Genomic DNA, 25,194 nt, shown 5'->3' on the forward strand with positions numbered 1-25,194 from the left:
TGTCGGCGGGGCCGGAGCGCGGCCCCGCCGGCCGTCACTCGTAGTAGCGGCGCTCCTCGACCACCGGCTCCACGCCACCCCGTACGGTCTGCAGCCGGCGCCGCTTGAAGATGCTGACGTAGGCCGCGACGCCGATCGCCCCGACGGCCATCATGATCAGGCCTACCAGGTCGACATTGACGCCCGACATGTGCCAGTCGGTCGCGAAAGTGAGGATCGCGCCGACCGCGATCAGTGCGATGCAGCCGCCGATGCCCATGGTGTCCGCCTCCGTCGTGCGTTGGCCGTTCCGGTCGGTTCCGATCCGGTTGGTTCCGATGGGGCGTCTACCCCCGACCGGAACGGCCATGCGCGGCAGTGCAGTTGGCGGGTCTCCGCCGGACCCGCGTCAGCTCTCGATGAAGGACTTCAGCGCGCTCGCCAGCAGGTGCGGGTCGTCCGCGCCGCTCAGCTCACGGGCGGAGTGCATCGACAGGATCGCCACGCCGACGTCGACCGTCGTGATGCCGTGCCGGGCCGCGGTGATCGGACCGATCGTCGTGCCGCACGGCATGGAGTTGTTGGACACGAAGTGCTGGAACGGCACCCCGACCCGCTCACAGGCGGCGGTGAAGATGCCGCGCCCCGAGCCGTCGGTGGCGTACCGCTGGTTGACGTTGGTCTTGAGGATCGGACCGCCGTTGGCACGCGGGTGGTGCGTGGGGTCGTGCCGCTCGACGTAGTTGGGGTGCACCGCGTGACCGGAGTCGGACGAGACGCAGACCGTGCCGGCCAGCGCGCGCTGCCGGTGCTCGTAGTCGCCGCCGCGCGCGTGCACGGACCGCTCCAGGACGTTGCCGAGCAGCGGGCCCTGCGCGCCGGTGTCGGACTCGCTGCCGTTCTCCTCGTGGTCGAAGGCGGCGAGGACGGGGATGTACGCGAGGTCCTGCCCGGCGACGGCCGCGAGCGCGGACGTGGCGGCGTGCACGGACAGCAGGTTGTCCATCCGGGGCGAGGCCAGCAGCTCACGGTCGCGGCCCAGGTAGGCGGGCGGCTGCACGTCGTGCGCCATCACGTCCCAGCCGGTGACCTCGGAGCCGGTCACCCCGGCCTCCTCCGCGAGGAAGTCGATCAGGTCGCCGTCGGTCACCTTGCCGAGGCCCCAGACGGGCTGCATGTGCCGCTGCTTGTCCAGCGTCAGGCCGTTGTCGTTGACGCCCCGGTCCAGGTGGATGGCGAGCTGCGGGACGCGCAGCAGCGGCCGGTCGACGTTCACCAGCCGCGAGGTGCCGTCCCGCAGCGTCAGCCGGCCGGAGAGCCCGAGGTCCCGGTCGAGCCAGCTGTTCAGCAGCGGGCCGCCGTAGAGCTCCACGGCGATCTGCCGCCAGCCCGCCGAGCCCATGTCCGGGCGCGGCTTCACCCGCAGGTTCGGCGAGTCGGTGTGCGCGCCCATGATCCGGAACGGGGTCTCTGGACGGGCGCCCTCGGGGACGTACCAGGCGATGATCGCGCCGCCGCGCAGCACGTACCTGCCGCCCTTCTCACCGTCCCAGGCCTCGGTCTCCTGGACCTGCCGGAACCCGGCCTTCTCCAGCCGTTCCGCGGCGCTCGCCACGGCGTGGTAGGGCGACGGGCTGGCCTGCACAAAGGCCACCAGGTCGTCGGTGTGGGCGCGGGTGAAGTGAGGGTGGACGCTCATGGTGCCAGCATAGAAGTCCGCCGTCGCGGGGTGCCGCCGGCGGGGTGCCCGGGGCACTTTCAGGGGTCCCCTACCTGCTGAGACGTCCGGATCCGGCCTGGTCCCGACCGGATCCGGCCGAATCGGACCGGACCATGGCGCTACGGGCGGATCCGGAACAGTACGTTCGGGCGCAGCGGGCCGTCGGGGAAGTCCGGATCGTCGAAGTCGTCGGCCGGGTCGCTGGTCATGCCGATCCGCCGCATCACCGCCTGGGAGCGCACATTGGTGGCGGTGGTCACCGCGAGGATCTCCGGCAGGGCGAGGGTCCCGAAGCCGAACTCCAGGACGGCCAGCGCCGCTTCGGTCGCGTAGCCGTGGCCCCAGGCCTGCCGGGACAGCCGCCAGCCGATCTCCACTCCGGTGAAGGCGAAGCCCTCGTCGACCGGGTCCAGCCCGGCGAAACCGATGAACCGGCCGGTGTCCGCCACCTCGACCGCGAACCATCCGAAGCCCCGCTCCTCGAACCCCTCCTCGAAGCGGGCCACCGAGGCCGCGCTCTGTTCGGGGGTGAGCAGCTCGCCCAGGTGCTCCCGGACCTCGGGATCGGCGTTCATCTCCGCCCACGGCTCGAGGTCGGAATCCCGCCAGCGGCGGAGCAGGAGACGGTCGGTACGCAGTTCGGGCATGCTGCGACGCTAACGCGGCGCCGCCGGCGGAAGCGATCGGTTTTGACTCCGGTGGGTTACTCAAAGTGCGAGATCGATAACAGAAGGTAAGGATGGGCCTCGGTCGCTCCGAACACGCGGGCGACTCCCTTCCCTTCTCTCACAAAGGTGAGCTGATGAGCGAACGATCGAGGCACGCCATATCCAGTCGCGCACGTCGTCAACGGCTGTGGGGTCTGGCCGGCGGAGTGGGCATCGCGACCGTCCTCTTCACGGGCACCGCGTCCGTCGGGACGGCCATCGCGGCGACCGGACACGGTCTGTCCTCCGCCGGGGCCAAGGGCGCTGTCGCCGCGTGCGACAACAGCTACGGCTGCGACCACGAGGGCGGCCCTGAGACGGGTCCCCCCGGACCGCAGGGTCCCCCCGGCCCGCAGGGACCGCAGGGTGACCCCGGTCAGCCCGGCCCCGCCGGCCCGCCCGGTGCTGACGGCGCTGCGGGCGCCGCGGGTGCCCCCGGTGCTCCGGGTGCTCCGGGTGCCACGGGTGCCACGGGTGCCGCGGGCGCTGACGGCGCTCCGGGTACCGCGGGTGCGGACGGTGCCGCGGGTGCGGACGGCGCTCCGGGCCCGGCGGGTACTCCGGGTGCTCCGGGCGCTACGGGTGCCGCGGGTGCTGACGGCGCTCCGGGTCCGGCGGGTGCTCCGGGTACCGCGGGCGCTCCGGGCCCGGCCGGTGCCGATGGCGCTCCGGGTGCCGCTGGTGCTCCGGGCGCCCCGGGTGCCGCTGGCGCGCCGGGTGCTCCCGGCCCGGCCGGCCCCGCCGGACCGGTCACCACTCAGCAGGTCGTCGGCACGCCGGTGAACACCCTGCTGGGCTCGGTCACCGCGACCGCGACCTGCCCGGCGGGCACGGTGCTGCTGGGCGGCGGGTACCGCATCGGCGGCCTGGTCACGCTGCAGGTCCTCGACAACAGCCGCGACGCGACCAACACCAACCAGTGGAACGTCACCGCCTTCGGCGCTCTCGGCGACACCATCACTGCCGTCGCGGAGTGCGCTCCGTAACGCCGGATCACGGTGTGAACGGCCTTTGACGCCAGTTCGCCGGCCCATGCCGCGAAGCCCCCGCTTCGTGGCATGGGCCGGTTTCGTCCGTGCGACGGGCGGTCGTCCGTGCGACAGGCGTCGTCCGTGCGGCGGGCGGTCGTCCGCGGCGGCGGAGGACGCGAAAGGCCGCGCCGCCCGCCCGGGGAATCGGGAACGGACGGCGCGGCCTGTCACAGGGTGCGGTCAGGGCGGGACCCAGGGCGGGTCCCAGCCGTCAGAACGCCTCTTCCGGCAGGTCCATCACGTCGAGCGTGACGGTCTCGGCCAGCGACCGCTGGACGCCGACGTTCGGCAGGATGTTGGCGGCGAAGAACTTCGCGGCCGCGATCTTGCCGGTGTAGAAGGCGGTGTCCTTCGCGCCGGCGGACGGCAGCTTCTCGGCGGCCACGGCGGCACCGCGCAGCAGCAGGTAGCCGATGACGACGTCGCCGGAGGCGAGCAGCAGGCGGGTGGAGTTCAGTCCGACCTTGTAGATGGACCGGACGTCCTTCTCGGTGCCGGCCAGGTCGGTCAGCATGGTGCCGACGATGGCCTCCAGGTCCACGGCGGACGTGGCGAGCTGCTCGCGGGCGGCGGCCAGCTCCTCGCCGCCGACGGCCTCGGCGAGGAACTTCTTGATCTCCTCGGACAGGGTGGTCAGTGCCTGGCCCTGGTCGCGGACGATCTTGCGGAAGAAGTAGTCCTGGCCCTGGATCGCGGTGGTGCCCTCGTAGAGGGTGTCGATCTTGGCGTCCCGGATGTACTGCTCGATCGGGTACTCCTGCAGGTAGCCGGAGCCACCGAAGGTCTGCAGGGACTGGGCGAGCTGCTCGTAGGACTTCTCGGAGCCGTAGCCCTTGACGATCGGCAGCAGCAGGTCGTTGAGGCCGATCAGCGCCTTGGCGTCCTCGCCCGCCGACTCCTGGACCGCGATCTGGTCCTGGACGGAGGCGGTGTAGAGCACCAGGGCGCGCATGCCCTCGGCGTACGCCTTCTGCGTCATGAGCGAGCGGCGCACGTCCGGGTGGTGCGTGATGGTGACCTTCGGCGCGGTCTTGTCCATGAACTGCGCGAGGTCCGGGCCCTGCACGCGCTCCTTGGCGTACTCCAGCGCGTTCAGGTAGCCGGTGGAGAGGGTCGCGATGGCCTTCGTGCCGACCATCATGCGGGCGAACTCGATGATGCGGAACATCTGGCGGATGCCGTCGTGCTTGTCACCGAGCAGCCAGCCCTTGGCGGGGTGCTGGTCGCCGAAGGTCATCTCGCAGGTGTTGGAGGCCTTGAGGCCCATCTTGTGCTCGACGTTCGTGGCGTAGGCGCCGTTGCGCTCGCCCAGCTCGCCGGTCTCCCAGTCGAAGTCGTACTTCGGCACGATGAAGAGCGACAGGCCCTTGGTGCCGGGGCCGGCGCCCTCGGGGCGGGCCAGCACCAGGTGGATGATGTTCTCGGACATGTCGTGCTCGCCCGAGGTGATGAAGCGCTTGACGCCCTCGATGTGCCAGGAGCCGTCCTCCTGCTCGACGGCCTTCGTGCGGCCCGCGCCGACGTCGGAACCGGCGTCGGGCTCGGTCAGCACCATCGTGGCGCCCCACTGGCGGTCCACCATGAGCTTGGCGACCTTGGACTGCTCCTCGGTGCCCTCCTCGAAGACGACGCCGGCGAACGCCGGGCCGGAGGAGTACATCCAGATGGCCGGGTTGGAGCCGAGGATCAGCTCCGCGTAGGACCAGATGAGGGAGGCGGGGGTCTTGGTGCCGCCGATCTCCTCGGGGATGCCCAGACGCCAGTACTCGGAGTCCATGTACGCCTGGTAGCTCTTCTTGAAGGTGTCCGGCACCGGCGCGGTGTTGTCCGACGGGTCGAAGACCGGCGGGTTGCGGTCGGCGTCGGTGAAGGACGCGGCCAGCTCGTTCTCCGCGAGGCGCGAGACCTCGCTGAGGATGGTCTTGGCGGTCTCCACGTCCATCTCGGCGAACGGGCCGGTGCCGTAGAGCTTGTCGCGGCCGAGCACCTCGAAGAGGTTGAACTCGATGTCGCGGAGGTTGGACTTGTAGTGGCCCATGACGACGGCTCCGTATCGCACTCGATCAGTTACGTGGCAGTACTACAGCAAGCAGTAATACAGAATGATGCTACCCGCCGGTAATAAGAAGCAACCCCTTCCCGCCCGGATGTGACGGGACACTCGCTAGTCTTGGGTACGTGTACGGCTACGACCAGACCTCGCATCCCGGCCCACCGCCCGGCGCTGCCCCGATGCCGGGGGTGTACCCCGAGCCGTCCCCGCCCTCGCTCGCGGACGCCGTACGGGCCTTCACCACGGGTTCGCTGTCCGCCGAGGACTTCCAGGCGATCTTCTCGACGTCCAAGGTCTACTGCCCGCGCGGCGAGAACCCCGGATTCCTGGCGCTGCACGACACGCAGCAGCCGGTGATCCCGATGTTCACCTCGCTCAAGGAGCTGCGGCGGTACGCGGGCAAGGAGTCCAAGTACTTCGTCATCACCGGTGCCGAGGTGCTCGACCTGCTGCCGACCGGCTACGGCTTCGTGCTCGACATCGACGGCCAGCACCGGATGGTCTTCGACGCCAAGGCCGTCGAACAGATGGTCGAGTTCACGATGCGCCGGATGTATGGCTGACGCGAGCTGATTCCACCCCGCTGAGCTGCGGGAATACTGCACGCCTTGCCGAATGTTCAGTATTCAACTAAGTTGGATCCAGAACACGAGGAGGACCGCCATGCCCGCCGTGACCGTCGAGAACCCGTTGACCCTGCCGCGCGTCTCCGCGCCCGCCGATGCGGTGCCGCGTCCGGCGCTGGCCGTCTCCACCGCGCCGAGCGGTTTCGAGGGCGAGGGCTTCCCCGTCCGCCGCGCGTTCGCGGGCATCGACTACAAGAACCTCGACCCGTTCATCATGATGGACCAGATGGGTGAAGTGGAGTACGCGCCGGGCGAGGCGAAGGGCACCCCCTGGCACCCGCACCGCGGCTTCGAGACCGTCACCTACCTGATCGACGGCACCTTCGTGCACCAGGACTCGCACGGTGGCGGCGGCGTGATCAACGGCGGCGACACCCAGTGGATGACGGCGGGCAGCGGCCTGCTGCACATCGAGGCGCCGCCGGAGGAGCTGGTCGTCACCGGCGGGCTCTTCCACGGGCTGCAGCTGTGGGTCAACCTGCCGAAGAGCGACAAGATGATGCCGCCCAAGTACCAGGACATCGGCGGTGGCCAGGTCAGGCTGCTGACGTCCGCCGACGGCGGAGCGCTCATCCGGCTGATCGCGGGCGACCTCGACGGCCACGCCGGCCCCGGGGCGACCCACACCCCGATCACGATGATGCACGTCTCGCTGAACCCGGGCGCCGAGGTGACGCTGCCCTGGCGGCCGGAGTTCAACGCCCTCGCCTACGCTCTCGCCGGGCGTGGCACGGCGGGACCGTCGGGCCGCCCGTTCAGCACCGGGCAGACGGTCGTGTTCGGCAAGGGCGACTCGGTCACCGTCAAGGCGGACGAGAAGCAGGAGTCGCGCAGTCCGAACTTCGAGTTCGTGCTGCTCGGCGGACAGCCGATCCGCGAGCCGATGATGCAGTACGGGCCGTTCGTGATGAACACCCACGCCGAACTGGCGCAGGCCTTCGACGACTTCCAGGCCGGCCGCCTCGGCCGGATCCCGGCCGGGGCCTGACCCCGGACCGGTGACGACGGTCGGCCGATCAGGGCCGGCCGTCGGAGGCCGCGGCCTCGTGGATCTCGAACCAGATCGCCTTGCCGTCGCCCCGGGGATCGACGCCCCAGGCGTCGGCCAGTTCCTCGATCAGCAGCAGACCGCGCCCCGACGAGGCCATCTCGCCGGGGCTGCGGCGATGCGGCATGTCGTCGCTGCGGTCGCCCACGTCGATCCGCAGCCGGCGCCTGGCGGGCACCCCCATCAGGCGCGCGGTCAGCACCGCGTCCTCGTCGGTGTGCACCAGCACGTTGGTGATCAGCTCCGAGACCAGCAGCACCGCCGCGTCCACCTGGTCCGGCACGGTCCAGTCGTGCAGCAGCGCGCGGATCTCGTGGCGGGCCTCGCGGATCTGCCGCGGCGCGCTCTGCGAGATGGTCAGTACCGTCCGGCGCACCGGTACGTGGCAGCTCGGCCCGTCCAGGTCGCGGCGCAGCAGCATCAGCGCGATGTCGTCCTCGCGGCGGTCGGCGAGCGGCCCGGTGGTGTGGTGCGACGCCGGCCCGTGCACCGCCCGCACCAGATGGTCGGCGAGCGCCTCCAGATCGTCCGACGGCCCGGTCTCCAGGGCGGCGCGCAGCCGCTGCCAACCGGTGTCCAGGTCATGGCCGCCGGTCTCGATCAGCCCGTCGGTGCAGATCAGCAGGACTTCGCCGGGATCCAGCACCAGCCGGGTCGTGGGGTAATCGCTGTCCGGGGCGATGCCCAGCGGCAGGCCGCCCGCGGTGCGGCGGATGATCGTGGTGCCGTCGCCCATCCGGATGGCGGGCTCCGGGTGCCCGGCCCTGACCACGTCCAGGGTGCCGGTCGCCGGGTCCGCCTCCAGGTACAGGCAGGTCGCGAAGCGGTCGTCGTCGCCGTGGTCGGGGTCGCTGAGCCCGGCGAGGAACCGTGAGGTGCGCGACAGCACCGCGTCCGGGTGGTGGCCCTCGGCGGCGTAGGCGCGCAGCGCGATCCGCAGCTGGCCCATGAGCCCGGCGGCGCGTACGTCATGGCCCTGCACATCGCCGATGACCAGCGCGGTGCGGCCGGACGGCAGGTCGATCGCGTCGTACCAGTCGCCGCCGACCTGCAGCCCGCCGCCGGTCGGCACATAGCGGGCGGCGACCGTCATGCCCTCGATGCCGGGACCCCGGGTGGGGAGCATGGTGCGCTGCAGGCCGTCGGAGAGCTCCCGCTCGGATTCGTGCAGGTGGGCGCGGGAGAGCGCCTGGGCGAGCATCCGGGCGACGGTGGTGAGGACGGAGCGCTCGTCGGGGGTGAAGGCGACCGGTTCGCGGAAGGCCGCCATCCACGCGCCGATCGTGTTGCCCGCGACCACCAGCGGCAGAAAGGCCCAGGAGGAGCGGCCGAACGGCCTGGCGAGCGGCCAGGTCGCCGGGAAGCGCTGTTCGTACGCCTCGGGGGTCGGCAGATAGACGGCCCGGCCGGTGCGGGCCACCAGCGTGGCCGGGTAGTCGGTGGCCATCGGCATGTCCGTGAACGGGCCGTCGGTGCCGACGGAGTGGCCGTGGTGCCCGATGATCGCCAGCCGGTCGCCCCGGACGCCGAAGACGGCCAGCCCGTCGGGTGAGAACCCCGGCATCGACAGCGTCGCGGCGACCCGCAGCACCTCGGACGTGCTGTCCGCCTCCGCCAGCGCCCGTCCGGCGTCCAGCAGGAAGGCCTCCCGGGCCCGCCGCCAGTCCCCGGAGGGCGACGCACCGCCCGAGGTGGCGGCGCGCGCCTCGTGCAGCGTCCCGGCCATCGTCAGCCGGCCGGTCGGCCGCATCCGGATGCGTACGGTCCGCAGGATGCTGCCGTCGTCGCCGATCACCCGCATCAGGGACTCCACCACGGTGCCCTCGGCGCGGGCGAGGGCGAGCCCGCCGTTCAGCGCCACGAAATCCTCGGCGTGCAGGCACGCGCGCACGGCGGACGACCGGGACGTGACCGGGTCCGCGGGAAGCCCCAGCAGCGCGGCCGCCGTCGCGTTCATCGCCACGGTGCCGGCGGTCTCGTCCCAGTGCCACAGCCCCGTGCCGACGGCTGCCAGAACGTCCTCGGTGCGCATTAGGACAGTTTATGAGGGTTTGGCCGACTCATACGAATGGGGGTGGACGGCCTGGCGCCGGTAGGCTGTGACGGGCCCCTTCTGGGCTCCTTCACCGAAATCCGACGACTTGGATGAACGATGCATCGGTACCGGTCCCACACCTGCGGCGAGCTGCGCGCCACTGACGTCGACACCGACGTCCGCCTGTCCGGGTGGCTGCACAATCGCCGCGATCTGGGCGGCGTCCTCTTCGTCGACCTCCGGGACCACTACGGCTTCGTCCAGCTGGTCGTGCGGCCGGGCTCGCCCGGGTACGAGCAGCTCAGCAGCCAGTCCAAGGAATCCGTCGTCCGCGTCGACGGCCGGGTGCTCGCGCGCAGCGCGGAGAACGTGAACCCGGACCTGCCGACCGGCGGGATCGAGATCGACGTCACCTCCTTCGAGGTGCTCGGCGCCGCGGACCCGCTGCCCTTCCCGGTCTTCCCGGAGGACAACGCCAACGAGGAGGCGCGGCTCACCAACCGCTTCCTGGACCTGCGCCGGCAGCGCATGCACAAGAACATCATGCTGCGCTCGGACGTCATCTCCTTCCTCCGCAAGGAGATGACCGCGCTCGGCTTCAACGAGCTGGCCACCCCGATCCTGTCGGCCACTTCCCCCGAGGGCGCCCGCGACTTCCTGGTGCCCTCGCGGGTGCACGCCGGCAAGTTCTACGCGCTCCCGCAGGCACCGCAGCAGTTCAAGCAGCTGCTGATGATCGCCGGCTTCGACCGCTACTTCCAGATCGCGCCGTGCTTCCGCGACGAGGACTCCCGGGCGGACCGCTCGCCCGGCGAGTTCTACCAGCTCGACATCGAGATGAGCTTCGTCGAGCAGGAGGACGTCTTCGGCGTCATCGAGAAGGTCATGACCGACCTCTTCACCCAGTACGGCGGCGGCCGTGAGGTCACCTCGCCGTTCCCGCGCATCCCGCTGCGCGAGTCGATGCTCAAGTACGGCAACGACAAGCCGGACCTGCGCGCCAAGCTCGAACTCGTCGACGTCTCGGACGTCTTCGCCGGCTCCGGCTTCAAGGCCTTCGCCGACAAGCACGTCCGCGCGCTGGCCGTGCCGGACACCGCGGCCCAGCCGCGCAAGTTCTTCGACCAGATGGGCGAGTACGCGGTCGAGCAGGGCGCCAAGGGCCTGGCCTGGGTCCGCGTCGGCGAGGACAACGCCCTCACCGGCCCGATCGCCAAGTTCCTGACCGAGGACGACGTCAAGGCACTGCTGGCCGCCGTCGACGCCAAGCCCGGTCACGCGATCTTCTTCGGCGCCGGCGAGTTCGCCGAGGTCTCCAAGATCATGGCGGCCGTCCGCGTCGAGGCCGCCAAGCGCGCCGGCCACTTCGAGGAGAACGTCTTCCGGTTCTGCTGGGTCGTCGACTTCCCGATGTTCGAGAAGAACGAGGACACCGGCGCGATCGAGTTCTCCCACAACCCGTTCTCCATGCCGCAGGGCGGCCTGGAGGCGCTGGAGACCAAGGACCCGCTCGACATCCTCGCCTGGCAGTACGACATCGTCTGCAACGGCATCGAGCTGTCGTCCGGCGCGATCCGGAACCACGAGCCCGCGGTCATGTACAAGGCGTTCGAGATCGCCGGCTACGACCAGGCGACCGTGGAGAAGGAGTTCGGCGGCATGCTCCGCGCCTTCCACTTCGGCGCCCCGCCGCACGGCGGCATCGCCCCGGGCGTGGACCGCATGGTCATGCTGCTCGCGGACGAGCCGAACATCCGCGAGACGATCGCCTTCCCGCTCAACCAGCACGCCCAGGACCTGCTCATGGGCGCGCCGAGCGAGGTCGAGGAGAGCCGGCTGCGCGAGCTGCACATCCAGCTCCGCAAGCCGCAGCCGAAGGTCTGACCGGCGGCCCCCGGTTCCGGACGCATTCCGTCCGGGACCGGAGGCAACCCGGAAGGAGTGCCATCGCGTTCCACTGATGTGGAAGGGACACGATGGCGAGTAGACGATGCTGACGCCCCCGGACTTCGAGGAGTTCGTGGCGGCGCGGGGCCCGCGACTGCTGCGCGTCGCCTGGCTGCTGACCGGCGACGCCCATCTCGCGGAAGACCTGCTGCAGACGGTGCTGGCCAAGGCCTGGCCGCAATGGCACCGGATAGCCGACGGCAGCCCCGAGGCGTATCTGCGCAAGGCGCTGATCACCACACATGCCTCCTGGTGGCGTCGCCGCTGGCGCGGCGAGGTCCCGCACGGCGACCTGCCGGAGTCGGCGGACCGGGCGGACGCCTTCGCGGGGGTCGACCTGGAGCAGACGCTCGCGGTGGCCGTCCGGCGGCTGCCGGTGCGGCAGCGCGCGGTGGTCGTCCTGCGGTACTTCGAGGACCTGAGCGTCGAGGAGACCGCGGGGGTGCTGGGCTGTACGACCGGCACCGTCAAGAGCCAGGCCTCCAAGGCGCTGCGCAGTCTGCGCGATCATCTGCCCGCCGCGGCACTGGTGGACGGTGGTGAACGCCATGACGGAAGCTGAGACCGAACGCGAACTGCGCGTCCTGCTGGAGCGCGTGGTGCCGCAACTGCCCGCGCCCGCCCAGCGGCTGGACGGCGTACGGGACCGGGTGCGGCGCCGTCGCCGCCGCCGCGCGGCCGGAACCGCGACGCTGGCCGTCAGCGCGGTCGCCCTGGCAGGACTGCTGGTGCCCGGCTTCGTACGGGACCGGGCGCGGCCCGAGTCCGTACCGCCGGCGTCGGCTCCCGGGACGGGCGCGCTGCCCGCGCCGGAGGCCGGGGTGCCGGACCCGGAGGGCAGCAGCAGCCTGCCGCCGCCGACCACCACCCCCACGCCCGACGCGAGGACCCGGTATCCCGAGATCGGCGGGATGTCCGCCGCGCTGCCGAGGGAGTGGCGGGTGCTGCGGATGGCGGAGGCCGGCTTCGCCGCCACACAGCCCATGGCCGCGTCCAAGAAGCCGTGCGGGGACGGGATCGACGGCTACTGCTCGCCGCTGAACCAGCCGCTGCGCCCCGACGGCGCGGTGCTGGTCTTCCAGATCGCCGACCCGGCCGGGATCCTGGCGGCGAAGATCCGCGGGTTCCACCAGGTGCAGAAGGTCGAGCTTCTGAAGTCCTGCCAGCGGTTCGGCGCCGATGAGCAGCTCGCCTCGGCGACCGCCGCCACGGACCGCTCCTCCGACGTGGTGGTGACCGTCACGGCCTGTCTGTACCGGGCGACCCCGGCGCGGCTCCAGCAGGTCCGCGAAGCGATGACCTCCGTCACCCTCTGATCGTCCGCGATCTTCTGAGGACATTCCGAAAGGCCCTTTGTCCATGCACGCGCTGTACAGCAGGTACCTCCGCACCACGGCCGTGTGCGCGGTGGCCGCGGCCGCCCTGGCCGGACTCGCCGGCTGCAGCGCCGGTGGCGCGATGGCCTCCCCGGGCGGTGACGTCCGGACGATGGCGGCCTCCCCTTCTCCGGCCGCCGACGCCGTCCCGGCGGCCGGCCGGGCCGGCCGCTCCGCGCCCGCTCCCCTGCCGCAACGCCTTCCCGGGCTCGGCCCGAAGACCCTGAGCACGGTCCCGGACGAGGCCCGGCAGGCCGTGGTCGTGACCGGCGACGGAGCCTCGTCGTCCCGCTCGACCGTCATCCTCTACGAGCGGACGGACGCGGGCTGGACCGCCGGCGCCGCCTGGCCCGCCCACAACGCCCTGAAGGGCTGGACCGACGACCACCGCGAGGGCGACCTCCGGTCGCCCGTCGGCGTCTTCACCCTCACCGACGCGGGCGGCCGGCTCGCCGACCCCGGTACGAAGCTCAGCTACGACCACGCCCCGCGCGGATTCGGCATCTCCGGCACCGGTTTCCAGGGCGAGTCGCTGACCGGCTCCTTCGACTACGTCATCTCCATCGACTACAACCACGTGCGCGGCACCACCCCGCGGGACTGGACGCGCCCGCTCGGCGGCTCCCGGGGCGGCGGCATCTGGCTGCACGTCGACCACGGCGGTCCCACCCAGGGCTGTGTCTCGCTCGCGCAGGACGTCATGAAGCAGCTGCTGCGCACCTTGGACCCGGCCAGGCACCCGGTGGTGGTGATGGGCGACGCCGCGGCACTGAGCCGCTGATCCGCCGCACCCCGGAGCCGGTCCGCCGCACCCCGAAAATGACGATGGCCGCCCCGACCGGGGCGGCCATCGTCATGGCGCGGTACAGAACTACTCGGCGGTGTCCGGGTTGCCGCCGAAGCGCTCGCGGTAGGCGTCGAGGTCCTCATCGGTGATCTTGGCGAAGAGCACCGGCGGGACGGTGAACGGGATGCCGGGCGCCAGGAACGACAGCGACTTGGCCTCGTCCTGGCTGACCCAGGTCCGGTTGTCGTCGGGGAGGGCGAAGGCGCTGCGCATCGCGGCGGACGAGGACGGGATGAAGGGCTCGGAGACCACCGCGTACAGGTGGATGAGGTTCATCGCGGTGCGCAGGGTGAGCGCCGCGCCGTCCGGGTCCGTCTTGATCTCCATCCAGGGGGCCTTCTCCTCCAGGTAGGAGTTGCCCGCGCTCCACAGGGCGCGCAGCGCGGCCGCGGCCTTGCGGAACTGGAGGGTGTCCAGGTGGCCCTCGTACTCGGCCAGCAGCCCGGCGATCTGCTCGCCGAGCTTCGCCTCGGCCTCGCCGGCCGCGCTGCCCGCCGGCACGTCGTCGCCGAAGCGCTTGCGGGAGAAGGACAGGACGCGGTTGACGAAGTTGCCCAGGGTGTCGGCGAGGTCCTTGTTCACGGAGGAGGAGAAGACCTCCCAGGTGAACGAGGTGTCGTCGGACTCCGGGGCGTTGGCGATCAGGAAGTAGCGCCAGTAGTCGGCCGGCAGCAGGTCCAGCGCGGCATCGGTGAAGATGCCGCGGCGCTGGCTGGTGGAGAACTTCCCGCCGTAGTACGTCAGCCAGTTGAAGGCCTTGACGTAGTCGACCTTCTTCCACGGCTCGCGGGTGCCCAGCTGGGTGGCCGGGAACATCACCGTGTGGAACGGGACGTTGTCCTTGGCCATGAACTCGGTGTACCGGACGTCGTCCGCCTCGTACCACCAGGACTTCCAGTCCCGGGTCTCCCCGGCGGGAGCGGCGTCCGCCCACTCCTTGGTGGAACCGATGTACTCGATCGGGGCGTCGAACCAGACGTAGAAGACCTTGCCGTCCGCGGCCAGCTCCGGCCAGGTGTCGGCCGGGACCGGAACGCCCCACTCCAGGTCGCGGGTGATCGCGCGGTCCTGGAGGCCCTCGGTGAGCCACTTGCGGGCGATGGAGGAGGCGAGGGTGGGCCATTCGCCGCCCACCTCGTCGATCCACGCCTCGACCTCGCCGGCCAGCTTCGACTGCAGGAGGAACAGGTGCTTGGTCTCGCGGACCTCCAGCGCGCTGCTGCCGCTGATCGCGGAGCGCGGGTCGATCAGGTCCGTGGGGTCCAGCACCCGGGTGCAGTTCTCGCACTGGTCGCCGCGGGCCTTGTCGTAACCGCAGTGCGGGCACGTGCCGACGATGTAGCGGTCGGGCAGGAAGCGCTCGTCGGTGAGCGAGTAGACCTGCCGGATCGCGCGTTCCTCGATGAAGCCGTTGGCCTGGAGGCGGCGCGCGAAGTGCTGGGTCAGATCGCGGTTCTCCGCGGAGGAGCTGCGGCCGAAGTGGTCGAAGCGCAGCGCGAAGCCGTCGTAGATCGCCTTCTGCGCCAGGTGCTGCTCGGAGCAGAAGGTGTCGACCGGCAGTCCGGCTTCCTTGGCGGCGAGTTCGGCCGGGGTGCCGTGCTCGTCGGTGGCGCAGATGTAGAGGACGTCGTGCCCGGTCTGGCGCAGGTAGCGGGCGTAGACGTCGGCCGGGAGCATCGACCCCACCATGTTGCCCAGGTGCTTGATCCCGTTGATATAGGGCAGGGCGCTGGTGATGAGGTGTCGAGCCATTGCAGGCTGCTCCCAATTCGTTACGCGGGGTGAGTGATTGATCTACGGACCGTCAATATCGTATCCGACCCCCCGGGCACCCCTTCTTGTTTTCCTCCGGAGGCCGCATCGGGCGGGCAGGCGACAGGCGCAGCCGGGGAGCACCGCGGGGGAGACGGCCAGGAACCTGTGGGGCCGGCGCCTCGTTGTTGATCACGGTGGGTGACTGCACGTGCGCATGCACGTGCACATGCACGTGCTGGTGCAACCGGTTATCATCTGGCTTACCCAGCAAGGCAGTTACGGGGAATTTGGGGAGCGTCTTATGAGCCGGACACAGAATGGCATGGCCTCGACAGATCTCCAGGGAGTCGTCTGGCAGAAGAGTTTGCACAGCAACGCGAACGGTACGTGCGTTGAGCTGGCACAGCTGCCCGACGGCGAGGTGGCGGTACGCAATTCACGCTTTCCGGACGGACCGGCCCTGATATATACGCGGGCCGAGATCGAATCACTGATTCTCGGGGTCAAGGATGGTGAGTTCGACCACCTCATGTGACCGTATATGAACCTATAGCGACGGGTCTTCGTCCATTCCGATCGGAGAATGGAAGAGGGCCCAGACGACTTTTCCCGCCCCGGTGAGCGGATGCCAGCCCCAGGTCTCGCTGTAGGACTCCACCAGGTGCAGCCCCCGTCCGGACTCCGCGACGAAGTCGGGCGTCCTGGCCACCGGACCGATGGCGCTGGGGTCGCGCACGGCGCAGACCACGCGTGAGGTCCAGCGCACCAGACTGAGATGGACCGGGGCACCGCCGGTGCCGGGGGGCACGGCGTAACGCAGCGCGTTGGTGACGAGTTCCGAGGCGACCAGCTCGATGCTGTCGAAGAGTGGTGCCAGATCCCAGCGCTGAAGTGTCGCCCGGGTGAATCTTCGGGCGTCGCGGACGGCTTCGAAGCGTCCTGGCAGCTCGCACGTGGCGCCGCTGGACGCGGCCAGGCCCCCGGGGGCGAGCACTCCATCCCATAACGGCTCAAGCACAGTTGCGGCCTCAGTCCTCATGCGCGCCCACTGGGTATCTGCACGAACCCCATGGTCCCCAACGCCCACACGGTATGCAAGGGCGGATGCACGTGCAGATGCAAGGAATGATGCACGTGATGGTGCTGTGTGACCGGGCGAGTACTCAACGCAGCGCAGAAGTGGCAGACTGCTGACGACCTAGGGGCGGAGCGTGACGTAAATGACCACAGGGCAGCCGGGAGGCGGGTCCATCGTGCGACGAATTCTGCTGGGAGCTCAGCTGCGGCGGCTTCGCGAAGCGGGAGGAATCACCCGTGAGGCCGCTGGTTATTCGATCCGCGCGTCCGAATCGAAGATCAGCCGCATGGAGTTGGGACGCGTGAGCTTCAAGGAACGGGATGTGGCCGACCTCCTGACCCTCTACAACGTGGTCGACGACGAGGACCGCGCGGCCCTCCTCGGACTCGTGCGTGAGGCGAACGTGGCCGGCTGGTGGCACGGGTACGGGGACGTCCTCCCGGCCTGGTTCCAGACGTATGTGGGTCTCGAGGAGTCCGCCTCGCTGATCCGGACCTTCGAAGTCCAGTTCATCCACGGCCTGTTGCAGACCGAGGACTACTCCCGCGCGGTCGTCGAGCTCGGCCACCCCGGTGCGGCCACGTCCGAGATCGAGCGCCGGGTCGGCCTGCGGATGGAGCGGCAGAAACTGCTGGTCTCGGAGCGGGCGCCGCACTTCGTCGCCGTCATGGACGAGGGCGCGCTGTACCGGCCGTTCGGCGGACGCGACGTCATGCGCGGGCAGCTGAGCCATCTGATGGAGGTCGCGCAGCAGCCGAATGTGACCGTCCACGTCCTGCCGTTCGAAATCGGCGGCCACGCGGCGGGCGGCGGTGCGTTCACCCTGCTGCGATTCCCGGAATCCGACCTGTCGGACCTGGTCTATCTGGAGCAGCTCACCAGCGCGCTGTACATCGACAAGCGTGAGGAAGTGGACTTCTACGACAAGACCATGGAAAGGCTCTGCGCGGACAGTCTTTCCGCCGAGCGCTCGCTCGAGCGACTCCGCAAGATCCATCAACAGGCTTGATACGAAGGTAATATGACGCAGCATCACTAACGCGTGCCGCATCGGCCACCGCGAAAGGGATAAAGTGTCGTACTTCTCCGAGTTGGCTCTTCAGTACATCGACGGTGAGTGGCGCTCCGGCTCCGGCTCCTGGGACATCGTCGATTTCAATCCCTACAACGGGGACAAACTCGCCTCGATCACGGTGGCGACGAAGGCCGAGGTGGACCAGGCGTACCGGGCGGCGGAACGGGCCCAGACCGCCTGGGCCGAGACCAACCCGTACGCCCGCCGGCTGGTCTTCGAGCGCGCGCTGAAGGTCATCGAGGAGCACGAGGCCGAGATCACCGAGGCGATCATCGCCGAGCTGGGCGGCACGTATCTCAAGGCCGGCTTCGAGCTCGCCCTCACCAAGGACATGCTGCGGCAGTCGATGCAGCTCGCGCTGCACCCCGAGGGACGGATCCTGGCCTCCCCGGTGGACGGCAAGGAGAACCGCCTCTACCGGAAGCCGGTCGGCGTCGTCGGGGTGATCAGCCCGTTCAACTTCCCGCTCTTCCTCGGTCTGAAGTCCATAGCCCCGGCGCTGGCGCTCGGCAACGCCGTGGTGCTCAAGCCGCACCAGAACACCCCGGTGGTCGGCGGCACGCTGATCGCGAGGATATTCGAGGAGGCGGGCCTGCCGGCCGGTCTCTTCAACGTCGTCATCACGGACATCGCCGAGATCGGCGACAGCTTCATCGAGCACCCGGTGCCCAAGGTCATCTCCTTCACGGGTTCCGACCACGTGGGCCGGCACGTCGCCACGGTCGCCGCCTCGCACTTCAAGCGGACCGTGCTGGAGATGGGCGGCAACAGCGCGCTCGTCGTCCTGGACGACGCCGACCTGGACTACGCGGTCGACGCCGCGGTGTTCAGCCGCTTCGCCCACCAGGGCCAGGTGTGCATGGCGGCCAACCGGGTGCTGGTGGACCGCTCGGTGGAGCAGGAGTTCACCCGGAAGTTCGTCGCGAAGACCGCCTCGCTGATCGTCGGGGACCCGGCCGACCCGGCCACCCAGATCGGCCCGCTGATCAACACCCTCCAGGCCGAGCGCATCACGGCCGAGGTCGCCCAGGCCGTCGAGGCGGGCGCCACGGCGCTGCTGCTCGGTGAGGCCGACGGAGCCGTCGTGTCACCGACCGTGCTCGGCGACATCCCGGCGGACGCCGCGATCCTGCGCCGTGAGCTGTTCGGTCCCGTGGTCCTGGTGGTGCCCTTCGACGGTGAGGAGGAGGCGGTCAGGATCGCCAACGACACCCCGTTCGGGCTCAGCGGCGCCGTCCACACCCGGGACATCGAGCGCGGTGTGCGCTTCGCCCAGCGCATCGACACCGGGATGATGCACGTCAACGACGGCACCATCGCGGACGAGCCGATCGTGCCCTTCGGCGGCGAGAAGGCCTCCGGTGTGGGGCGGCTCAACGGCGATGCCACGGTGGACGCGTTCACGACCGTGAAGTGGATCTCCATCCAGCACGGACGCAGCCGGTTCCCGTTCTGACCGGCGCTCCCGTTTCCGCTCGGACCAGGACGCCGATCCCGTTCTGACCAGCACTCCGACGCCCCGGTAGCCCGGCTCTGCACGGCCGTCAGATCGATCTTCACTCGGACGGGTGAAGATACGTATCTGTTCCGGGCTACCGCCTCCCCTGTGCGAATTTCCTCCGGATACGGTGACCGTAGGTCACCCAGGCCCCGGTGGTCGCTCGCACGGTCGGCCGCGGGAGGGGACACCGGTGCAGGATGATGCCCACAGTGATCCGCCGATCGGCCCGCCGTATCTGGTACCCCCGGCCAATCCGTATGCGCGCACCTACCGGATCGACGGGTTCACCGTCGTGGAGCTGCGCGGTGAACTGGACATCGACACCGCGCGGTTCGTGGCCCCGCACCTGGATCTCGTCTCCGGCGGACCGCCACCGCTCCGGGTCGTCGTCGACCTGTGCCCGCTGGAGTTCATCGACTGCTACGGCCTGTCCCTGCTCTGCCGTGCCCGCCGCCGTGTCCAGGCCAGGGGCGGGGAGCTGAGAACGGTCTGCGACCGCCCGTCGACCCTGCGGTTGCTGCGGCTGACCGGCCTTGCCGAGGCATTCCACCCGGTGCCGAACCTCGCGCGCGCCATGGGCGGTTGAGCGCGGCCCGCCCCGGTAGCGGGTGCTGAGGAATGGTGTTTGCCTGAGGTAGTCCGAATTGGACACCTTTCAGGAGGAAATGGTCATGTCCAAGCACGCAGCCCGCAGCGCCCACTCCAAGGGCATGAGGCATACCGAGCAAGTGGATGCCGCGCAGGCGAAGCACCGCGCCAACGAAGTGCGGGAGAACCTGGACGCTTTCGAGCACAACGAGAGCCCCAAGGCGGAACGGCAGCACGTGCGCGAGCCCCAGGAGTAGCGGCTGACGGTTGAGGGGCGGGTCCCGGTACGGGGCCCGCCCCTCAACCGGTCGGCGGACACCCGGATGCGGGGGTGGACAAACCGGGTGATCCTGTGCCGGACAGCTCAGAGGGCAATCGGAGGGTCGTCAGCCATGGCGTCGATGGACATCCCGGCCGGTGGGAAGGACGCGGCGAAAGCCGCTTCGCCGGCCACCAGCGCGGCGCGTGTGCCGGGCAAGCAGTACATGTCGTGGCTGACGCTGGCGTTCATGACCACCAGTTCGGTGGCCAGCCTCCGCGCGGCGCCGTCCATGGCCGTCTACGGCCTCGCCGCCGTCTTCCTCTACGTCGTGCCCGCGATCGTGTTCCTGATCCCGACGGCGCTGGTCTCGGCCGAGCTGGCGTCGGGCTGGAACGGCGGTGTGTACCGCTGGGTGAGCGAGGGGCTGTCGAAGCCGATGGGCTTCCTGGCGGTGTGGTGCCAGTTCGCGATGACGATCTTCTACTACCCGAGCCTGCTGGCCTATGTGGCGAGCACCTTCGCGTACATCATCGATCCGCGGCTGGCGAGCAACGGCCTCTATGTGGCCATCGTGATCGTGGTGCTGTTCTGGACCGGTGTCTGGGTCTCCTCGCGCGGCACGAAAGCCGTGGCGGGCCTGGCGAGCGGCGGCCTGATCATCGGCACCCTCATCCCGGGTGCGGTACTGGTGATCCTCGGCTTCGTCTTCCTCGGCCAGGGCAACACCTCGGCCGCGCCGATGGACGCCTCGCACATCCTGCCGCAGTGGACCGGGCTGGCGAGCCTCGTGCTGATCGTCAACAACTTCCTGTCGTACTCCGGCATGGAGATGAACGCGGTGCACGTCTCCTCGCTGCGGAACCCGGACAAGGAGTTCCCCAAGTCGATGTTCACCGCGATGGGCCTGGTGCTGCTGATCTTCATCCTTCCGGCGCTGGCGGTCAGCTGGGTCGTCCCGGCCCACGACCTGAGCCTGACGGCCGGGGTCATCCAGGCGTTCGACGCCTTCTTCTCCTACTTCAACGTCGGCTGGCTCACGCCGGTCTTCGGCGTGATGCTCGTCGCGGCGGCGCTCGGCGGCATGCTGACCTGGCTCGCCGGACCGTCCAAGGGCCTGCTGCTGATCTCCCGGCAGGAGGGCTATCTGCCGCCGTTCCTGCAGCGGCTCAACAGGTTCGGCGTCCAGCAGAACATCCTCGTCGCGCAGGGTGTGGTCACCACCGTCATCGCGCTGCTCTACGCGTTCATCCCCAACGTCTCCAGCGCGTACTGGATCTTCTCCGTCATCACCACGCAGATCTACCTGATCGTCTATCTGCTGATGTTCGCGGCGGCGATCCGATTGCGGAAGACCCAACCGGACCATCCACGCGGCTACCGGGCCCCCGCGCTGCCCGTGCTGTGCGTCGTCGGCCTGCTGTCGTCGCTCGCGGCGCTCGTCATCGGCTTCGTGCCGTCCTCGCAGTTCGGCGGCGGCAGCGTCCTCGCCTACGTGGGCATCGTCACGGCCGGGCTCCTCCTGCTGGGGCTGCTGGTGCCGTACCTGTTCTACACACTGCGCAAGCCCAGCTGGCGCCAGCACGTGGACGAGGACCCGGCAGAGGCGGGAGTCGACGCATGAAGCGCAGCGCGGGAAACATGAAGCGCACCCTCATGGCGTCCGAGCACCGGTGGATCTACATCGGCTCGATCGTGCTGCTGGTGGTCTTCGCCGTCATCGGGATCATCCAGTACACGACCCTGCGCGAGACGGCCAAGGCCAACGACAAGGCCAATCAGCTCTCCAAGCTGCTCACCGACGCCGGCTACCCGGTGCCCGACCACGACCTGATCGTCCGGACCCTGGGCGACGACGGCGCGTCGCTGTGCAGGGACCCGGGCAACTCCCTGATCAAGGCCCAGGCCAAGGCGGCACTAGTCAACGGCGCGAGCGGACCCGGTACGCGCCCGGTCATCGCCGACAGCGAGGCGATCAGCGCGGCCTCGCTGGCCGTCTCCGTCTACTGCCCGGACAAGCTCGGTGACTTCGAGAAGGCGTACGGCGGCCTCAAGTACGACGACACCGTGAAGAAGTGACCGCCGCCACCGCAACCCCGCACCCTCCAGGAGCCGTGTGATGTCCGACGACCTCAAACAGCGCATCAGCGGCCTGATGCCCCGCGCCAAGGCCGACCTGACGGAGCTGGTCGCCATGACCTCGGTGGCCGACCCCCGCCAGTACCCGGCGGAGGAGTGCCACCGCACCGCGCGGTGGGTCGCGGACGCCTTCACCGAGCTGGGCTTCACCGACATGCGGCTGGCCGACACCATCGACGGCAGCAAGGCCGTGCTCGGCCACCGGCCGGGCCCGCCCGGCGCGCCGACCGTGCTGCTCTACTGCCACTACGACGTGCAGCCGCCCCTCGACGACGCCGCCTGGACCAGCCCGCCCTTCCAGCTCACCGAGCGCGACGGGCGCTGGTACGGGCGCGGCACCGCGGACTGCAAGGGCAACATCGCCATGCACCTCACAGCGCTGCGCGCGCTCGGCGACGACATCCCCGTCACGCTGAAGTTCATCGCCGAGGGATCCGAGGAGCAGGGCACCGGCGGTCTGGAGGACTTCGTCCCGAAGAACGCCGAGGAGCTGCGCGCCGACGCGATCCTGGTCTGCGACACGGGCAACGCGGCCGTCGGCGTCCCCGCCGCGACCGTCACGCTGCGCGGGCTCGCGAACGTCGTGGTCACCGTCACCGCGCTGGACTCCGAGATGCACTCCGGGATGTTCGGCGGGCCCGCCCCCGACGCCCTCGCCGCGCTCATCCACATGCTCGCGTCGCTGCGCGACAGCCGGGGCAACACCACCGTCGACGGCCTGGACAACACCAGGACGTGGACCGGGGAGGGCTACGACCCGGAACAGTTCCGCACCGACGCGCACATGGTGGCGGGCACCGAGCTGCTCGGCGACGGCACCGTCTCCGACATGCTGTGGGCCCGCCCGGCCCTCACCGTCCTCGGTATCGACTGCCCGCCCGTCGTCGGCTCCTCCGCCGCGATCCAGGCCACCGCCGCCGCGCGCCTCAACCTGCGGGTGCCGCCGGGCACCGACCCGCGCACGGCGCAGGACGCGCTCGCCGCGCACCTGGAGAAGGCCGCGCCCTGGGGAGTGCGGGTGGAGATCGAGCGGGAGTCGTCCGGCGCGCCCTTCGAGGCCGTCACCACGGGGCCGGCCTACGCCGCCCTGGGGGCGGCCATGGAGGAGGCGTACGGCAAGCCCATGACGACGCTCGGGCAGGGCGGCTCGATTCCGCTGTGCAACGTCTTCGCGGACACCTACCCCGGGGCCGAGATCATCCTGATGGGCGTCGAGGAACCGCTGTGCCTCATCCACGCGCCGAACGAGAGCGTCGACCCGACCGAGATCGCGAACATGGCGCTGTCCGAGGCGCTGTTCCTGCGGAGCTTCGGGAAGAAGTAGCGGCGGCGGGAGCGGGTTACGGCCCGGAAGCGGTGACGGACGGTGCCGCCGGCCCGGCCGGCGGGGCCGGCGGGGGCGGGGTGCCCAGCCGCCGGGCCACCGGCTTCTCGTGCGCGATCACATAGCCGACGCAGACCCCGATCGTGATGACGGTGAAGAGCACGATCAGCCAGGACAGCAGGACGAAGAGCGACCCGAACGGGCCGAACTGCCGCAGGCTGCGCTCGACGGCCCCCGGCATGTAGATCGCCGACCACCCGACGACCCCCAGAACGCCCGCCGACACCAGCATCGCCCCCGGCAGCAGCGGCGGCCAGGGGATGCGGGAGCCCAGCAGGAAGCGCTGGGTCCACCACCACAGGAGCGTCCCGGAGACGAACTGCAGCGGGACGCCGAGGGCCGCGCCCACGCCGAAACCGTCGTGCAGCGGGCCCTGGAGCAGCAGGTCGACGAGCCAGACCGCGAGCCAGACCACCCACCGCCACGCGACCAGCCGGGCGCCGGCCCTGGGCATCCGCCAGGCCCGTTCGCAGGTCCGCTGCAGGGCGCGGCTGCAGGCCGTCGCCGAGAGCAGGGTGACGATGACGCCGACGATGCCGATGGAGTTGGTCTCGGTGGTGTCGTCGGCCGAGTAGACCTGCCGGACCTGGTCCAGCGCGTCGTCGTGCAGCCCGAGTACGGAGTGCAGCGAGGAGACGAGCTGGTCGCGGACCCCCTGGGGCGCGAACGCGGCGATCACGAAGAGCGCGGGCAGGGCGCCCAGGAAGGCCTGGGCGGCCAGCCGGGTGGCGCAGTCCAGGACGTTCACCACGCTGAACTCGTGGACGAGCCGTCCGATGAACGGGACCCTGCGCAGCACCCGGTCGAGAACGGTCACAGGCGAGGGGGGTCCTCGTAGTACCGCTGCTCGTAGACGCGCTCGGATTCATGGCGGCGGTCCGTACGCCGGCGGCGGCCGAAGGCCAGCAGCATGCCGATGAGAAGACTCGCGGCTCCGCCGAGCATGCAGATGGTGCCCAGGACGCCGATGTCGATCCACCGGGTCTGCCAGGTGATCGCGTATCTCAGGATCGCCCCGATGATGATGAGGGCGAGCCCACCGGCTGCGGTCATGTCGAGGTCCCTTCCGGGGCATGGACGGCGTCGGTCGTCACCGGCTCTCCGCCCAGCCTGCGGGGCGCGGCTCCCGCTGTCCTGTCGGGAGCCGTCACGTTGGGCCGTTGGGGGACGGGAATGCCATAGTCTGAATGCAGACAAATACTCCCAAAGTTATGCTGGCGATCCGATTCCGGTAGCGGAATCGGACACCGCACCCAGGAGAGGACGGACCGTGGGAATCGGACCCGTCGAATACCTTGTCGTCGCATTTCCCGGCAGCCGGTTCACCGGCCGCATCGCACCCGCGCTCGCCGACATCGTCGCGTCCCGCACCGTACGGATCCTCGACATCACCTTCGTCCGGCGGGCGGCGGACGGGACGATCGACTGTGTGGAGCTCCAGGACCTCGACCCCGACGACCTGGTCGCCTACGACCCGGTGGAGGGCACCATCGCCGGGCTCTTCAACGACGCGGACATCCAGGCGCTCGCCCGGAGCGTGCCGCCGGGCAGCTCGGCGGCGCTCATCGTCTGGGAGGACCTGTGGGCGGTGCCGCTCACCGATGCCGTCCGCGGTGCGGGCGGCATCACCGTGGCCCATGAGCAGATCCCGGCGGAGGTCGCGGAGCGGGCTCTCGCGGAAGCCCGCTGACGCTCCGCCCGCCGGTCCGACGACTCGGAAAGGACGTCCCGACATGCCGTTCCGCAGAGGAGCCATGAACCGCAGGGGGCCCGGACTGCTGGGCGCCGTGGCGCGCACCGCCGTGGTGGCCGGCACCGCCTCCGCCGTCAGCGGCCGGGTGCGGCAGCACCAGGAGCAGAAGTCCGCCGGCCAGGAGGAGCAGCAGGCCGCGCAGCCCCCACAGGCCCAGGCGGCGCCGCCCGCCGCGCCGCAGGCCGCCGACGACACCCTCAGCCGTCTGGAGCGGCTGGCGGGGCTGAAGTCCCAGGGAATCCTCACGGAAGAGGAGTTCGCCGCCGAGAAGGCGAAGATCCTGTCGGGTTGAC

General features: G+C 70.1%; 27 protein-coding genes. 18 read left to right on the forward strand and 9 right to left on the reverse strand.

Translation table 11 applies throughout. The features are described from left to right. Nucleotides 1–34 precede the first annotated feature (34 nt). The 3 genes from LNW72_RS21165 to LNW72_RS21175 form a co-directional block, all read right to left on the reverse strand. Nucleotides 35–259 carry a DUF6458 family protein gene (locus LNW72_RS21165; protein WP_250980246.1) on the reverse strand — a complete coding sequence of 75 codons (225 nt, stop codon included), beginning with the start codon at nt 257–259 and terminating at the stop codon, nt 35–37. Nucleotides 260–388: 129 nt separating this feature from the next. Then, nucleotides 389–1,678 (reverse strand): M18 family aminopeptidase, encoded by a 1,290-nt coding sequence (locus tag LNW72_RS21170; RefSeq protein WP_250976840.1) that lies wholly within the window; start codon nt 1,676–1,678, stop codon nt 389–391. A 140-nt stretch (nt 1,679–1,818) separates the two neighbouring features. Further along, complete coding sequence (locus tag LNW72_RS21175; RefSeq protein ID WP_250976841.1) at nt 1,819–2,346, reverse strand: GNAT family N-acetyltransferase; 528 nt, start codon at nt 2,344–2,346, stop codon at nt 1,819–1,821. A gap of 426 nt (nt 2,347–2,772) precedes the next feature. On the opposite strand from LNW72_RS21175, the gene LNW72_RS21180 reads away from it, so the two are divergent. Both LNW72_RS21180 and LNW72_RS21185 read left to right on the forward strand, forming a co-directional pair. Beyond that, nucleotides 2,773–3,189 (forward strand): hypothetical protein, encoded by a 417-nt coding sequence (locus tag LNW72_RS21180; RefSeq protein ID WP_250976842.1) that lies wholly within the window; start codon nt 2,773–2,775, stop codon nt 3,187–3,189. Next, nucleotides 3,186–3,392: a hypothetical protein gene (locus LNW72_RS21185; RefSeq protein WP_164608034.1), complete on the forward strand. Its 207-nt coding sequence runs from the start codon at nt 3,186–3,188 to the stop codon at nt 3,390–3,392. The genes LNW72_RS21180 and LNW72_RS21185 overlap by 4 nt, the downstream gene beginning before the upstream one ends. Before the next feature lie 256 nt (nt 3,393–3,648). Here LNW72_RS21185 and LNW72_RS21190 read toward each other — a convergent pair whose 3' ends face one another. Continuing rightward, on the reverse strand, nt 3,649–5,475 hold the full coding sequence (locus LNW72_RS21190) for an acyl-CoA dehydrogenase (protein ID WP_250976843.1): 1,827 nt from the start codon (nt 5,473–5,475) through the stop codon (nt 3,649–3,651). 140 nt (nt 5,476–5,615) lie between these two features. Between LNW72_RS21190 and LNW72_RS21195 the strand changes: the two genes are divergently transcribed. Then, entirely contained in the window at nt 5,616–6,053 is a 438-nt protein-coding gene (locus LNW72_RS21195) for an SseB family protein (protein ID WP_138351254.1), read from the forward strand. 100 nt (nt 6,054–6,153) lie between these two features. Next, nucleotides 6,154–7,104, forward strand: coding sequence for a pirin family protein (locus LNW72_RS21200; protein ID WP_250976844.1), 951 nt, complete (start codon nt 6,154–6,156; stop codon nt 7,102–7,104). A gap of 28 nt (nt 7,105–7,132) precedes the next feature. Here the strand turns inward: LNW72_RS21200 and LNW72_RS21205 are convergent, their stop codons facing one another. Beyond that, nucleotides 7,133–9,196 (reverse strand): SpoIIE family protein phosphatase, encoded by a 2,064-nt coding sequence (locus tag LNW72_RS21205; protein ID WP_250976845.1) that lies wholly within the window; start codon nt 9,194–9,196, stop codon nt 7,133–7,135. Between the two features lie 120 nt (nt 9,197–9,316). Here LNW72_RS21205 and aspS point away from each other — a divergent pair, with 120 nt between their 5' ends. From aspS to LNW72_RS21225, 4 genes are all read left to right on the forward strand, one after another. Next, on the forward strand, nt 9,317–11,083 hold the full coding sequence (aspS, locus tag LNW72_RS21210) for an aspartate--tRNA ligase (RefSeq protein ID WP_250976846.1): 1,767 nt from the start codon (nt 9,317–9,319) through the stop codon (nt 11,081–11,083). A gap of 106 nt (nt 11,084–11,189) precedes the next feature. Then, nucleotides 11,190–11,708, forward strand: a complete 519-nt coding sequence (locus LNW72_RS21215) for a SigE family RNA polymerase sigma factor (RefSeq protein ID WP_250976847.1) — start codon at nt 11,190–11,192, stop codon at nt 11,706–11,708. After that, nucleotides 11,695–12,462, forward strand: coding sequence for a hypothetical protein (locus LNW72_RS21220; protein ID WP_250976848.1), 768 nt, complete (start codon nt 11,695–11,697; stop codon nt 12,460–12,462). The genes LNW72_RS21215 and LNW72_RS21220 overlap by 14 nt, the downstream gene beginning before the upstream one ends. 43 nt (nt 12,463–12,505) lie before the next feature. Then, complete coding sequence (locus tag LNW72_RS21225; protein ID WP_250976849.1) at nt 12,506–13,303, forward strand: L,D-transpeptidase family protein; 798 nt, start codon at nt 12,506–12,508, stop codon at nt 13,301–13,303. 90 nt (nt 13,304–13,393) lie between these two features. Here the strand turns inward: LNW72_RS21225 and metG are convergent, their stop codons facing one another. Beyond that, nucleotides 13,394–15,121 (reverse strand): methionine--tRNA ligase, encoded by a 1,728-nt coding sequence (metG, locus tag LNW72_RS21230; protein WP_250976850.1) that lies wholly within the window; start codon nt 15,119–15,121, stop codon nt 13,394–13,396. A 304-nt stretch (nt 15,122–15,425) separates the two neighbouring features. Here metG and LNW72_RS21235 point away from each other — a divergent pair, with 304 nt between their 5' ends. Continuing rightward, nucleotides 15,426–15,659, forward strand: coding sequence for a DUF397 domain-containing protein (locus LNW72_RS21235; protein ID WP_250980247.1), 234 nt, complete (start codon nt 15,426–15,428; stop codon nt 15,657–15,659). A gap of 12 nt (nt 15,660–15,671) precedes the next feature. Here LNW72_RS21235 and LNW72_RS21240 read toward each other — a convergent pair whose 3' ends face one another. Further along, on the reverse strand, nt 15,672–16,163 hold the full coding sequence (locus tag LNW72_RS21240) for an ATP-binding protein (protein WP_250976851.1): 492 nt from the start codon (nt 16,161–16,163) through the stop codon (nt 15,672–15,674). Nucleotides 16,164–16,344: 181 nt separating this feature from the next. Here LNW72_RS21240 and LNW72_RS21245 point away from each other — a divergent pair, with 181 nt between their 5' ends. The 7 genes from LNW72_RS21245 (at nt 16,345) to LNW72_RS21275 (ending at nt 23,088) form a co-directional block, all read left to right on the forward strand. Then, complete coding sequence (locus tag LNW72_RS21245) at nt 16,345–17,211, forward strand: helix-turn-helix transcriptional regulator (RefSeq protein ID WP_250976852.1); 867 nt, start codon at nt 16,345–16,347, stop codon at nt 17,209–17,211. 64 nt (nt 17,212–17,275) lie between these two features. Beyond that, complete coding sequence (locus LNW72_RS21250; protein ID WP_250976853.1) at nt 17,276–18,733, forward strand: aldehyde dehydrogenase family protein; 1,458 nt, start codon at nt 17,276–17,278, stop codon at nt 18,731–18,733. 235 nt (nt 18,734–18,968) lie between these two features. Further along, nucleotides 18,969–19,364: an STAS domain-containing protein gene (locus tag LNW72_RS21255; RefSeq protein ID WP_250976854.1), complete on the forward strand. Its 396-nt coding sequence runs from the start codon at nt 18,969–18,971 to the stop codon at nt 19,362–19,364. An 85-nt stretch (nt 19,365–19,449) separates the two neighbouring features. After that, the gene (locus LNW72_RS21260; protein ID WP_250976855.1) at nt 19,450–19,623 is read left to right on the forward strand and encodes a hypothetical protein; all 174 of its coding nucleotides are present in this window, start codon (nt 19,450–19,452) and stop codon (nt 19,621–19,623) included. A 135-nt stretch (nt 19,624–19,758) separates the two neighbouring features. Beyond that, nucleotides 19,759–21,249: an APC family permease gene (locus LNW72_RS21265; RefSeq protein WP_250976856.1), complete on the forward strand. Its 1,491-nt coding sequence runs from the start codon at nt 19,759–19,761 to the stop codon at nt 21,247–21,249. Continuing rightward, complete coding sequence (locus LNW72_RS21270; protein WP_250976857.1) at nt 21,246–21,704, forward strand: hypothetical protein; 459 nt, start codon at nt 21,246–21,248, stop codon at nt 21,702–21,704. Before LNW72_RS21265 ends, LNW72_RS21270 begins: the two co-directional genes overlap by 4 nt. A 40-nt stretch (nt 21,705–21,744) precedes the next feature. Beyond that, nucleotides 21,745–23,088, forward strand: a complete 1,344-nt coding sequence (locus LNW72_RS21275) for a dipeptidase (protein WP_250976858.1) — start codon at nt 21,745–21,747, stop codon at nt 23,086–23,088. 16 nt (nt 23,089–23,104) lie between these two features. On the opposite strand, the gene LNW72_RS21280 is transcribed toward LNW72_RS21275, so the two are convergent. Beyond that, the gene (locus LNW72_RS21280) at nt 23,105–23,965 is read right to left on the reverse strand and encodes a YhjD/YihY/BrkB family envelope integrity protein (RefSeq protein ID WP_250976859.1); all 861 of its coding nucleotides are present in this window, start codon (nt 23,963–23,965) and stop codon (nt 23,105–23,107) included. Beyond that, entirely contained in the window at nt 23,962–24,201 is a 240-nt protein-coding gene (locus LNW72_RS21285) for a hypothetical protein (RefSeq protein ID WP_250976860.1), read from the reverse strand. Before LNW72_RS21285 ends, LNW72_RS21280 begins: the two co-directional genes overlap by 4 nt. A gap of 217 nt (nt 24,202–24,418) precedes the next feature. On the opposite strand from LNW72_RS21285, the gene LNW72_RS21290 reads away from it, so the two are divergent. Both LNW72_RS21290 and LNW72_RS21295 read left to right on the forward strand, forming a co-directional pair. Further along, entirely contained in the window at nt 24,419–24,838 is a 420-nt protein-coding gene (locus LNW72_RS21290) for a DUF6325 family protein (RefSeq protein ID WP_250976861.1), read from the forward strand. 64 nt (nt 24,839–24,902) lie between these two features. Next, the gene (locus LNW72_RS21295; RefSeq protein WP_250976862.1) at nt 24,903–25,193 is read left to right on the forward strand and encodes an SHOCT domain-containing protein; all 291 of its coding nucleotides are present in this window, start codon (nt 24,903–24,905) and stop codon (nt 25,191–25,193) included. The last annotated feature ends 1 nt before the right edge of the window (nt 25,194 follow it).

Source organism: Streptomyces sp. RKAG293, from assembly GCF_023701745.1.
GTDB lineage: Bacteria > Actinomycetota > Actinomycetes > Streptomycetales > Streptomycetaceae > Actinacidiphila.